Here is a 12,442-nt window from a genome sequence, read left to right as displayed (position 1 = left end):
CCTGAGCGAAGCGAAGGATCCAGCGGTTCGAATGTGACGCGGGATGCGGGCGACTGGATTCTTCGCTGCGCGCTGAATGACAGGGAGTGAGGGTGACAGGGGTTGCTCAGCGCACCAGCCAGCCGCCATCGACGGCGAGGAGATGGCCTTGCATGTAATCGGAGGCCGGGGAGGCCAGGAAGACGACGGCGCCGGAGAGATCGGCCGGCGTGCCCCAGCGGCCGGCGGGAATGCGGGCGAGGATGGCGGCATTGCGCTCGGGGTCGGCCTGGAGCGCGGCGGTGTTGTCGGTCGCCATGTAGCCGGGGGCGATGGCGTTGACGTTGATGCCGCGGGCGGCGAGCTCGTTGGCCATCGCGCGGGTGAGGCCGGCGAGGGCGCTCTTGGCGGCGGTGTAGGAGACGACCCTGATGCCGCCCTGGAAGGAGAGCATCGAGGCGATGTTGATGATCTTGCCCTTGGCGGAGCGCGCCACGGCCTCAGCGGCGAAGCGCTGGCTGAGACGGAAGGCGCCGGTGAGGTTGATGTTGATCACGTCGTTCCAGTCAGTCTCGGAGAACTCGAGCAGGTTCGCACGCCGGATGATGCCGGCATTGTTGACGAGAATGTCGGCGCGGCCAAAGGCCTCGTAGGCGGCGGCCACGATTTTCGTGGCGGCGGCCGGCGAGCCGACATCGGCCGGCACCACGATGCTGCGGCGGCCGGCGGCGGTGATGGTCTGCTGGAGCGCGGCCATGTCGCCGCGGGCCACGAGCACTAGGTCGGCGCCGGCTTCGGCGAGGGCCTGGGCCATGGCGGCGCCCAGACCGCGCGAGGCGCCGGTGACGATGGCCACCTTGCCGTCGAGGCGGAAGGAATCGAGAATCGAGGGCATGGGAAATCAGCGAAGCTGGGCCACGGGTGCGGGGTCCATGTCGGCGAATTCCTGGTTCTCGCCGCCCATGCCCCAGACGAAGCCGTAGGCGGCGGTGCCGACACCACAGTGGATGGACCACGGCGGGGAGAGCACGGCCTCCAGGTCGTGCACCACCAGATGGCGGGTGGAGTGCGGCTGACCCATGAAGTGGAAAACCGCGGCGTTGGCCGGGACGGAGAAATAGCAATACACCTCCGAGCGACGGAGATGCGTGTGGGGCGGCATGGTGTTCCAGACGCTGCCCGGCTCGAGGCGGGTGAAACCCATGACGAGCTGGCAGGTGGGGAAGGCGGCCGGGTGGATGAGCTTGTAGAGCGTGCGCTCGTTGCCGCCCTCGCGGGTGCCGAGACGGTCGGCCTTGGCGTCCTTCACCGGGATGTGGCGGACCGGGTAGGCGGTGTGCGCCGGGTAGGACAGGAAATAGAAGCGCGCCGGCTGGTCGGCCGACTGCGAGCTGAAGGTGACGGCCTTGACCCCGCGGCCGAGGTAGAGCGCATCAAGCGGCGCCATGGCGTAGGTCGTGCCGTCGGCGACGATGGTGCCGGGGCCGCCGAGATTGATCACGCCGGCCTCGCGGCGTTCGAGACAGTAGGCGCTGCGGAGCTCGGGCTCGTTGGGCAGGGCCAGGGGCGCGGCGGCGGGCACAATGCCTCCGACGACCGTGCGGTCGGTCTCCCAGTATCGCATCCGCACCTCGCCGGTTTGGAAAAGTCCGCTGATGAGAAACTCGGCGCGGAGTTCCTCGGTCGGCAGCGTCGGGATGGAGCGCGGGTTGCTGGTTTGATGGATGTGCATGGGCCGGAAGGAAGCGGACGGGATGCCAGTTGAGTTGCCCTTCGGAGAAAAGCTGCCCGGGGCATTTGCCCCGGGCAGCGTGGTCGGAAGGAAGGCTGGCGGCGGACGGGTTAGAACGAACCCTTGATGCCGACGCTCATGGCGATGCCGAACTCCTCGTGACGGAAGCTCTTCGAGTAGGTCGGGCTCACGTCATTGTAGCGCTGGAGCACCTGCTGCTTGTTGAACAGGTTGCGCACGCCGGCGAAGAGCGCCATGTTCTTGGTGAGCTTCACCTCGCCGCTGACGTCCACGAAGGTGCGGGGGGCATAGTATTCGTAGAAGCCGGCGGTGGCGCCGTATTGGGCACCGGTCTGCGGGGCGTTCTTTTGGCGGCCGCGGTAGTTGAACGTGAGGTTCGCGGAGAAGGGCTTCTTGTTGAAGCCGATGTTGAAGTTGCCGGTCTCCTCGATGAAGCCGCGGAAGTCAGGGGCATTGGGTCCGCCGAGGCGGAGCTTGGTGCCGTTGAGCTTCACCGTGAAGAATTTGCCCCAGCCCGGCAGGAAGGTCAGCGGGCGGATGAGGTTGAACTCGGCGCCTTCGATCGTGGCATCACCCACGTTGACCGTGGTGGTGACACCCCAGCCCACGTAACGGCTGTCAAGGCCGAGCTCGTTGGCGAGCGCGGCATCCACAGTGCCACCGCGGGAACCCCAGAAGTCCGACAGGTCCTTCTTGAAGACGCCGCCGGTGATCAGGCCGCCTTCCTTGAAGTAATACTCCAGGGAGAGGTCGTAGTTCTGGCCGGTCCAGGGACGGAGCGCAGTATTGCGGACGGAAATCGTGCCCGGATTGTTGATCGGGTCCGTGTCATCCTCGTTGACGGTCGTGTTGGGGATGATGTTGGCGTAGTCAGGACGACCGAAGGTCTTCGCATAGGCGAAGCGGATCAGGAAATCATTGCTGATGTTATAGGTCAGATGCACGCTCGGGTAGAAACCGTCGTAACTGCGGTCACTTTCGAAGGCGCGCTCCTGACGGACGAGATAGAGTTCCTGCAAGGAGCCCACCGCGCCCGCGTCCACGCGACGCACGCGCTGAACCCCGGCCGTAACCAAATCGCCGTCCACGAAGGAACCGTTCGCATTGCGCTGCCAGACATTGTCAGCATTCACCAGGAGGCCCTTGCCCTGATCCTCGGTCTTTTCGTAGCGCACACCGGCGACGAAACCGAGCTTGTTCTGGAGCAGCTGACCCTCGAACTGGATGTAGCCGGCGGTGACCTTCTCAGAGATGCGCTCAGAACCGTTGATGCGGTTGGTCTCGGAGGTCACGTCGTTATAGCGGAACCAAGCGGGATTGTCCTCGCGAGCCTGCGCGAGCAGGTAGGGATTGATCCACTGAATGGGCTGATAACCCCAGAACGGGTCCTGGTTGAAATAGGCCGTGTCGACGAAGGGCGCGGCGCTGTCGTCGGCCGTGTTGGCCGTGCCGTCGGCACCCACGAAGGTGTATTGGTTGCCACTACGACGGTTGTCCCGGGTCTCCTCCCACATGCTGCCACCGGCCTTCACGCTGAGCGGGAAACCGACATCGAGCTGGCGCTCGACGTCCACGCGGCCCTGGAGCATCGTGGCGAAACCGTCCACCGGGTCGTCGGTGAGATTACCGAGGCGGTAGTTGGAGAGAACATTCGGGTTGAGCGTGGCACCGTTGGTATCACGGGCGACCCAGACGAGGCTGTCGTCCTGGATGTTGAAGGCGCTGACCGTGCTGACGTTCTGCATGGTCGTGCCGACGTTGGCGAAGTGGCCGCGACCGAGGGCGCGATACCAGGAGCGGGACTTGGCGTAGGAGAGGCCGGACTCGACCTTCCAGTCGCCGACGCGCAGTTCGTGATCGACCTTGGCGGCGAAGGTGTTGCCGAGCTTGTCGCGGAACGAGCTGCCCTGGGTGACGGAGGCGCGACCAAAGGCCGAGGTCACGAAGCTGGGGCCCCACTGGAGGGAGTTGCGGCCCGTGGTGGAAGGCGTGGCGGTCGTGCCGATGTTGAAGTTCAGGTTACGATTGCCGAAGAACGTCTTGTAGTAGTTGTTCTGGAACGCAACGGAGAGGACCTGGTTGTCGGTCACCTTCCAGTCGGCCTTCACGCCGAGGGAAGCGCGATTGGTGGTCTTGGGACCATCCTGGAGCTGCCACTGCTGGAGGTAGGGATTGGAGGCCGTGGCGCCTGCCTGGGCATAGTTCCAGGTCGGCTGCCAGCGGTGCTGTTCCACATACTGGTTGGAGGACAGGCCGGTGATGACGATGCCGAAGCGATCGTTGAGCGGCAGGGTGTAGTCGAAGTCGAAGTTCGGGAGAATCTTGAAGCTGTCACCGGACTCGGGGCCGGGGGTCTTCTTGAAGTCCAGGTTCTCGTTGTTGCCGTTCATGTAGAAACGGTAGTTCAGCTGGGCGCCCTTGCGCTCGAAGGCATTCTTCGAGACAAAGTTGATCGTGCCGCCGAGGGAGTCGGCCGGCATGTCGGGCGTCGGAACCTTCGACACTTCCGAACGGGAGGTGTTGTTGATCGAGACCTGCTCGAACTCGAACACGCGGCCGGAGTTGCCGGAGGCCGAACTGGTCATGCGCATGCCGTCCCAATAGACGTTGGTGAACTGGGAGGCGAAGCCGCGGACCGACACGGTGCGCACGTCGGCGGCGACATAGTCAACGGTGATGCCGGGGAGATACTTGAGGAACTCGCCGGGGTTACCCTCGTTGATGGTGCCGAAGGAGTCGGAGGACATGACCACCTTGACGTTCGGCGCGTGGCGCTGTTCGTTGGTGGCGAGGGCGTCGCCCTCGTATTCGCGCTGGCTCTCGATCACGAAGGTGTCGAGCACCAGCGTCTTGTCTTCGCCGTAGCGCGCGGCGCTGGTCAGCTCGACATCCTGCATCGTGAACTCACCGGCGATGACATCCACCGTGATGGTGGCGGCATCCAAGCCGGTGTAGGAGACATTCAGCTTCGCCGGACCGGCCGGGAGCGTGAGGCGATAACCGCCGGTCTGGTCGGTGAGGGTCGAGATGTTGGTGCCCTCGACGGTCACCATGGCCTTCTCGAGGTAGCGGTTGTTACCAACATTGAGCACGCGTCCATAGACGGTGCCGGTCGCAGCTTGCGCCAGGGCCGAGCCGGTGAGGCACAGCGCCAGCAGGGCCGCCAGGAGGTAACGGACGGCGGAAAAGCCGCCGGAGCACGCGGACTGGGCCGCGGAGGGGTGGACGCGCACAATGCGCTGCCACAAGGTCAGGGTAGCATCCATAGGGTCAGGGTTTGGGGGTGGTAGGTATCAGCGAGAGTCGCTGGCAAAAAGGGGCGCGACTTTCACTAATGAACTTGATATTCAGTTTTGAACTTCGCAAAGTCCGCGGCAAGCAAAAATTTCTCCGGCCGTCCCGCCCACCCACCCCGCCCCATGAAACGCCCCGCTGCCGTTCGCGAAGCCCCTTCGCTGGAACGCTACGTCATACCCAATCTCCGCAACGCCTGCCTCATCATGAAGCTGCTCGCGCAGCATCCCGACGGCCTCAAGGCCGCCGAGATCGCCCGCACGCTCAAGCTGCCGGTCACGACCACGCTGCGCATCATGGCCACGCTGCAGTTGGAGGGTTACGCGCGCAAGATGGAGGGACGGTTCGAGCTGGGACCCGTGCTCATCCACCTCGGCAACGCCTCGCTCGCCGGCACCGAAATCCGCACCGCCGCGCTCCCGATCCTGCAGCAGCTCACGGCGCGCACCGACGAGACCTCGCACCTCGCGGTTCCTTGCGACGACCATGCGCTGATCGTCGCGGTGCAGGACAGCCCCCACCCCCTGCGGGCCGCCTCGCGCCCGGGATCGCTCACCGAACTGCACTGCTCTTCCACCGGCAAGTCCTTCATCGCCTTCCTGCACTACCACCGGCTCGAGGAGCTCTTTGGCAAAAGCCGGCTCACCAAGCGCACGCCCCGCACCCAGGACACGCTGGCCGAGGTGAAGCGCGAGGCCGCCCTCACGCGCAAGCGCGGTTTCAGCCTCGATGACGAGGAGTTCAACCTCGGCGTGCGCTGCTGCGCCGCCCCCGTGTATTCTTCCGACGGCAACGTCGTGGCCGCCATCGGCATCACCGCCGCCACCGTGCGGTTCACGCCCGAGCGCATTCCCGAAATCGGCGCGATTGTCACCGACTGCGCCGCCCAGCTGTCCCGCTCGATGGGATATCACACACGCTGAATTTATGCGGCCGGGCGTTTGTCGCTGCGCTTGAGTCCCGCGCCTGCGGGGCGAAAGCGTGGCCGACCGCTGACCACTTTGTCGTTTCGCTCCAAAGCAGCTACTTTGAAGCGGCTATTCAGCCCAACTTCAGCAGCGGTTTGGTCCGCTGACAGAGCTGCACCGGCACGCCCCACGGGTCGCGCATCATGATCAACAGGCTGCCATCCGGCTGCGGTTCTTCCACGGCCAGCGTGGCGCCGGCCTGCTCCAACCGGGTGCGTTCCGCCCGCGCATCGGTCACGGCAAAGGCCAGGTGCAGGCGCAAGGGATGCTGCAAGCGGTAATCTGGCACCGGGTTGATCGGGTTGGAATAGAGCTCCAGAAAGACCCGCCCCGTGTCGTCGGCGAGAAAATGGGTGTATGGGGCGTCCGGACGCGAGCGGACCACCTGCAGGCCCAGCTGGGCCACGTACCAGGCCGCCACCGTTCTCACGTCGTTCACGTTCAAGGCCATGTGTTCAAAGAGCATGGAAGGTATCAGGTTAGGGGGTTCTGACTAATGTTCACTTATGAACTTGGAGTTCATTTATGAATTATTCTGGGCTTGCCGCAAGGTCAATAAATCGGTCGATAATAGCCCTCCACCCCTGCCCCACCCACCTATGTCCAAAGCCGACATCCTGCATCGCCTCCGGGCCCAGAAAGTCATCGCCCTCATCCGCGCCGACAACGCCGACAACCTCGTCGGTTGCGCCCGCGCTCTCCAAGCCGGTGGCCTCGGTGCCATCGAGCTCACCATGACGACCCCCGGCGCCATTGAGATGTGCGCCAAGGTTTCCAAGGAGCTGCCCGATGTGCTCCTCGGCCTCGGCACCGTGCTCGACGCCGAGACCTGCAAGCGCGGCCTCGCCGCCGGCGCGAAGTTCATCGTCACCCCGGCGGTCCGCCCCGAGGTCATCAAGGTCTGCAACGAGGCCGGCGTGCCCATCCTCTCCGGCGCGCTCACGCCCACCGAGGCCTGGACCGCCCACGAGTGCGGCGCCGACGTCATCAAGATCTTCCCCGCCGAGTTCTTCGGCCCCGCCTACATCAAGTCGCTCAAGGCGCCGTTCCCGAAGCTCGAGTTCCTGCCCACCGGCGGCGTCACGCCCGAGACGGTCGGCGACTTCCTCAAGGCCGGCGCCTTCGCCACCGCGGCCGGCTCCGCCCTCGTCGCACCCGCCGCGCTGAAGTCCGGTGACTGGGCCGCGATCACCGCCCGGGCCAAGCAATTCGTCGAGGCCGCGGCGAAGGTTTAAGTTTCAAGTTTAAGCCCAGATCTTCCGCCCCTCTTCAACTTCAACTCTCAACTTCAACTGATTTATCCATGAGCCTGAACATCAAACCCGCCAACGCCTGCGCGTTCGACCAAATCTCCCTCGGTGAAGTCATGCTTCGCCTCGACCCCGGTGAGGGTCGCATCCGCACCGCCCGCGAATTCAAAGTCTGGGAGGGCGGCGGCGAATACAACACTTCCCGCGGCCTCCGCAAGGCCTTCGGCCTGAAGACCGCCGTCGTCACCGCCTTCGTGGACAACGAGGTCGGCCACCTCGTCGAGGACTTCATCATGCAGGGCGGCGTCGCCACCGACTTCATCAAGTGGCGCGAGGACGACGGCATCGGCCGCACCGTCCGCAACGGCCTCAACTTCACCGAGCGCGGCTTCGGCATCCGCGGCGCCGTCGGCAACCCCGACCGCGGCAACACCGCCGCCTCGCAGCTCAAGCCCGGCGACATCGACTGGGAGCACATCTTCGGCAAGCTCGGCGTGCGCTGGTTCCACACCGGCGGCATCTTCGCCGCCCTCTCCGAGACGACCGCCGCCCTCACCGTCGAGGCCGTCAAGGCCGCCAACAAGCACGGCACCATTGTCAGCTACGACCTCAACTACCGTCCCTCGCTCTGGAAGACCATCGGCGGCCTCAAGAAGGCCCAGGAGGTCAACCGCGAGATCGCGAAGTATGTGGACGTCATGATCGGCAACGAGGAGGACTTCACCGCCTCGCTCGGCTTCGAGGTCAAGGGCGTGGACCACAACATCAGCCACATCGAGACCGACGCCTTCAAGCAGATGATCGAGACGGCCGTGAAGGAGTTCAAAAACTTCAAGGTCGCCGCGACCACGCTGCGCGTCGTGAAGAGCGCCACGGTCAACGACTGGTCCGCCATCCTCTGGCACGACGGCAAGTTCTTCGAGAGCCGCAAATACCCGGACCTCGAGATCCTCGACCGCGTCGGCGGCGGCGACTCCTTCGCCTCGGGCCTGCAGTTCGGTTTCCTGCAGTTCAACGATGCCCAGAAAGCCGTCGAATACGGCGCCGCCCACGGCGCGCTCGCCTCGACGACCCCCGGCGACACCTCGATGGCCACCCGCAAGGAGGTCGAGAAGACCTTCGGCGGCGGCGGCGCCCGCGTGGTGCGCTGAGTTAGCTTCGTCGCCGGTTCGTTTCCCAGCCCGGGCCCGCCGCCCGGGCTTGGTTTTGCCCAATCGCTTCACTCGTTGGTTCACCCCCCGGCAGACGTGGCGTGCGCCATAGTGCGACTGGCAGGCGGCTGGGCAAACGGGCGGCCGAAACCCAGCCTCCCGTGCCATGGCCGACCCCGCTCCCACCCCGAGCCGCCTGCCGCGGTGCTTTCTCCCACTCGTGCTGCTCCTGCTGGCCGGCCGCCTGCCAGCCCAGTCGAGCCCGTCACAAGCCAGCCCCACCCCGACGGAAATCGCCAAGGATCTGGAGCGTGTCCGCAACACCGCCAGCGATCTCGCCGAGCGGCAGCTGCGGGAAAGCGAACTGCTGGATCGGGACCTGAAAACCCGCTGGGCGGAAGATTCCCGGCGAAACCTGCCCGACCTCGTTTTTCTTCCGCCGCTGCCGCCCGCGCTTTTCCAATCCGCGCCGGATCCGGCGGCACTGGAATATCCCGCGCTCCTGGCCGACTACGCCGGCGAGTCCTTTTTCATGGCTTATGGCAGCCTGCGTTTTCGCCAGCTGCTGCAACCCCGCCACGAGGAACACGTCGCGCGCTACGTGGCCGAGCGCGAGCGCCTGACCTTCGACCTGCGCGCGCAACTCGCCGCGAGCCGGTCGCTCCCGCCGGCGGAGCGCCGGGCGGCCTTGGCCGCTTTTGCCCCCAGCCAAAGCCCCGCGCTGCACGCCCTGGAGACGACCGCCGAGTCCATCCGCGCCGAACTCGCCCCGCTCGGCGGCGGCGACGCCCTGCTGCGGCGCAGCGAGGAAATCAATCCGGCGCAGAACCCCGGATTGCTGGAATACTTGAAGGCCGTCCACGCCGCGCAGTTCCAGGAGGGCTTGTCCTTGGAGCAACGCCACCTGCTCCAAGCCGTTGCGTCATCGCTTCAGTTGGGTCTCGACCCCAACCAACCGGGGGAGACGGGATACTTTCTTCCGGCGCTCGCCCGGATTTCCCGGCCCGACCCGGCCGATGCCACTTCGACCGAACAACGGCAGCGCTTTGATGACCTGCGCCGCAGCCTGGAGACGGAACTCCGGCAGGCCGTCCTCGGGCCGAGTGCGACGGTGAAAAACGCCCGGCAGGCCTCCGCCCTGGCCGCCCGGCAGGCCGCGCGATTCGACGAATTGCATCAGCTCGCCGAGGAAATCCGCCTCGGATTGGCCGACCGCCCGGACCCCGCCGAACCCGCCCCATCCCGCTTCCCGCCTGACTTGGTCCGGCAGGTTGGCGAGGCCGTCGCAGGCAAGTCCGCGTTCCAGACGGAATGCACCCGCCGCGTGCAGGCGCTCAACCGGTCGCTGGCACCCCGCAGGGTGAAACTCGTCATGCGCGGTCCGCAACCGATCCTCGAATTCGTCCCGCCCACCGCGGCCGGAGACGAACCCGACGCCTTGAGATCCGCCAATGAGGAATTGCTGGGACTCCATCGCACTCTGACCGAGGCCATGCAGGCCGCGCGAGACGCGGTCGTCCGCTACAGCGAAAACCACGCCGGGGAAAATCTGCCCGCGGTCGGCAAGCTGTCCGCCCAACTCGCCCGGCTTCACGCCCAGCAGGAAACCTGGCGCCGCTTCTCTGACTACCGCGCCGCCGTGCTCGAACCCGGCCTCTCGCCCGCGCAACGACGGCTGCTCTTCAACGCGGCCCTGCGTGATCTCGAGAAAGCACGCCTTCAGGCCGCGGACTGACCTCCGACGGACCGCGATTTTCGTCGCCCGCGTGGCGCACTCGAAGTTGCTCCGCCGGCTAAGCTAGCCGAGCAGTGCCCCCACTTCGTCGGAGCCTTCCAGCCCGGGTCCCGCCCGGGCTTTTGCTTCTTGGCACTCTGCCCGCTTCAGCGCACCCTGCCCACGACGGGCCACGCGTCATGAAACTCCAGACCAAGCTCCTTGCCGGCTTCGCGGTGGTGAGCGGAATCACCCTGCTGGCCGCCGGCATTGGCTACTGGCAGACGCGCAAGCTGTCCGCCGCCCTCTATGAAGTAGGCACCGTGCGCCTGCCCGGCAGCCGGGCCCTGGCCGCATTGTTCGAGGCCAAGACCGCGCTCGATGCGTCCAAGCGGGAACTGATGCGCGGCCAAACCCTCCTGCGTATTGAGCATGAACTCGCGGCCGGCCGCGCGCCGGACTCCCCGGCGTCCCTCGGCCCCCGGACCGATCCCGAGGCCCCGGACGAGCCGATGGATTGGCGTGAAGTGCTCGCCGAGGAAATCCGCCGGCAAGAGCGCTCCTGGGAGCGCGCCGACAAGGCCTGGCGGGAATACAGCGTGCTGCCCAAAACCCCGGTGGAGGCGGAGCAATGGCAGGCCTTCACAGTGACGTGGGCGGACTGGCGGACCAGCTACGAGAAGGTCATGCGTCTGCTGGCCCAGGCCGCCGCGACCGGGGAACGCGTCCACCTCGCCGCCGCGCACGAGGAGAACCAGCAACACCTGTTCACGCTCTCGCGCGACTCACGCACTCTGCTGCTGGCCCTGGTCGATCTGAACGAGCAAATCGCCGCCGAGACCAAGGAGGCGTCGATCGCGAGCCGGCATGACGCCGCGATGATGCAACGGTTCATGCTGGTTTCCGCCGGCATCAGCGTAGCGGCCGCGTTCGGCGCCGGCCTGCTGCTCTGCCGGATGATCAGCCAGAGCCTGCGGCCCATGGTCGAGGCCTTCACCCGCATCGCCGCCGGCGACCGCGACATCCGGGTGCCGGTGCTCTCGCGCGATGAGATCGGCGCGATGGCCGGCGCAATGAACGGGATGGTCACTTCCCTGAGCGCGACCGAATCGGCCCGCAAACACGCCTCCGACCGCCTCTCGGAAACCGCCGACCGGCTTGAACTCGCCCTGCAAACCTCCCGGCTCGGTGTGTGGCGGCGCAACCTCCGCACCGACGAAAGCGAATGGGATCGCCGCATGTTTGACCTTTTCGGCCTGCCCCCGGCCGCCGCCGGGCCCGACCGCCCGACCATCCTGGGCATGATCGCACCCGAGGATCGTTCCGCCGCCGCGGCCTACTGGTCCCAGATTCCCAAATCAGACGTCGCCTACCATTTTCGCCTGCGCATCATCCGGGCCGACGGCCAGCGCCGCCACCTCGAGATCAACGCCCGCGTGCAGGACGTGCCCGGCGAGCCCGGCGTGTGGCTCATCGGCGTGGTGGCCGACATCACCGACATCGTCGAAGCCGCCGCCGAGTCCGCCCGCCTGCGGGAACGCCTGGCCCAGGCGAAAAACATGGAGGCCCTCGGCGCCCGGGCCGCCTCTGTGGCCCACGACTTCAACAACCTGCTGACGAGCATCAAGGGGTTCATCGACCTCGCCGCGCTCAGCCTGGAGGAGAAACACGAGTCCGCCGATTTGCTCCGCCGGGCCCAGGCCGGGGCGCGCAGCGCACGCGATCTGGTGCAACGCCTGCTCCGCCAGGCCCGCAACGCCGGGGATGTGCCGCATGTCGTCTTGGATCCGGTTTGCGTGGCGCAGGAGGCCCTCGCGCTGGCCGCGGCCGGACTGCCCGTCCACATCAGTCATCGCCTCAAAGTAACGGGCGCCCTCCCCACCATCCGCGGCGATGCCGGCTCCCTGCAGCGGGTGCTGCTCAACCTGTGCACCAATGCCGCGCACGCCATCGGGTCCAAGCCCGGGCTGGTGCAGGTCACCCTTTCGCTCGAAACCCTCGCCGCCGATCTGGCGGGTCAGCCGGGCTGCAAGGCCGGTCGCTATGTCTGCGTGGCGATCAGCGACGACGGCTGCGGCATGGATGCCGCCACGATGCAGCGTATTTTCGAAGCCTACTACACGACCAAGCCCGCCGGGCAGGGCACCGGGCTCGGCCTCGCCATCGTCAGCGACATCATCGCCGAGCATCAGGGCGGCCTCACCGTCGAGAGCCGCCCCGGAGCCGGCAGCACCTTCCGCGTCTATCTGCCGGGCCACGCCGGTTCGCCCGTCTGAAGCAAACCCCTCCCGCGTCACGTCGCGCCCGCCTTTTTTGCTCCGCCCCACGGTCAC

Annotated in this window: 9 protein-coding genes; 5 read left to right on the top strand and 4 right to left on the bottom strand. The window is 66.3% G+C overall.

The annotated features are described in order from the left end of the window. Nucleotides 1-106 precede the first annotated feature (106 nt). The 3 genes from kduD to ESB00_RS02835 form a co-directional block, all read right to left on the bottom strand. A complete protein-coding gene (kduD, locus tag ESB00_RS02845) occupies nucleotides 107-874 on the bottom strand; it encodes a 2-dehydro-3-deoxy-D-gluconate 5-dehydrogenase KduD (protein WP_129046216.1) in 768 nt (255 codons plus the stop codon). Nucleotides 875-880: 6 nt separating this feature from the next. Next, nucleotides 881-1,711 carry a 5-dehydro-4-deoxy-D-glucuronate isomerase gene (kduI, locus tag ESB00_RS02840; RefSeq protein WP_129046215.1) on the bottom strand — a complete coding sequence of 277 codons (831 nt, stop codon included), beginning with the start codon at nucleotides 1,709-1,711 and terminating at the stop codon, nucleotides 881-883. A 110-nt stretch (nucleotides 1,712-1,821) separates the two neighbouring features. Then, entirely contained in the window at nucleotides 1,822-4,998 is a 3,177-nt protein-coding gene (locus tag ESB00_RS02835; protein ID WP_129046214.1) for a TonB-dependent receptor, read from the bottom strand. A 153-nt stretch (nucleotides 4,999-5,151) separates the two neighbouring features. Between ESB00_RS02835 and ESB00_RS02830 the strand changes: the two genes are divergently transcribed. Then, nucleotides 5,152-5,949 carry an IclR family transcriptional regulator gene (locus tag ESB00_RS02830; protein ID WP_129046213.1) on the top strand — a complete coding sequence of 266 codons (798 nt, stop codon included), beginning with the start codon at nucleotides 5,152-5,154 and terminating at the stop codon, nucleotides 5,947-5,949. Nucleotides 5,950-6,067: 118 nt separating this feature from the next. On the opposite strand, the gene ESB00_RS02825 is transcribed toward ESB00_RS02830, so the two are convergent. Continuing rightward, a complete protein-coding gene (locus tag ESB00_RS02825) occupies nucleotides 6,068-6,460 on the bottom strand; it encodes a VOC family protein (RefSeq protein WP_129046212.1) in 393 nt (130 codons plus the stop codon). A gap of 133 nt (nucleotides 6,461-6,593) precedes the next feature. Here ESB00_RS02825 and ESB00_RS02820 point away from each other — a divergent pair, with 133 nt between their 5' ends. From ESB00_RS02820 to ESB00_RS02805, 4 genes are all read left to right on the top strand, one after another. Further along, complete coding sequence (locus tag ESB00_RS02820) at nucleotides 6,594-7,229, top strand: bifunctional 4-hydroxy-2-oxoglutarate aldolase/2-dehydro-3-deoxy-phosphogluconate aldolase (protein ID WP_129046211.1); 636 nt, start codon at nucleotides 6,594-6,596, stop codon at nucleotides 7,227-7,229. A 68-nt stretch (nucleotides 7,230-7,297) separates the two neighbouring features. Continuing rightward, complete coding sequence (locus ESB00_RS02815) at nucleotides 7,298-8,395, top strand: sugar kinase (RefSeq protein ID WP_129046210.1); 1,098 nt, start codon at nucleotides 7,298-7,300, stop codon at nucleotides 8,393-8,395. 166 nt (nucleotides 8,396-8,561) lie between these two features. Continuing rightward, a complete protein-coding gene (locus ESB00_RS02810) occupies nucleotides 8,562-10,130 on the top strand; it encodes a hypothetical protein (RefSeq protein ID WP_129046209.1) in 1,569 nt (522 codons plus the stop codon). Nucleotides 10,131-10,309: 179 nt separating this feature from the next. Next, nucleotides 10,310-12,385: an ATP-binding protein gene (locus ESB00_RS02805; protein WP_129046208.1), complete on the top strand. Its 2,076-nt coding sequence runs from the start codon at nucleotides 10,310-10,312 to the stop codon at nucleotides 12,383-12,385. The last annotated feature ends 57 nt before the right edge of the window (nucleotides 12,386-12,442 follow it).

The organism is Oleiharenicola lentus (genome assembly GCF_004118375.1).
Taxonomy (GTDB): Bacteria; Verrucomicrobiota; Verrucomicrobiia; order Opitutales; family Opitutaceae; genus Lacunisphaera; species Lacunisphaera lenta.
This window is presented reverse-complemented; position numbering and strand designations above follow the sequence as displayed.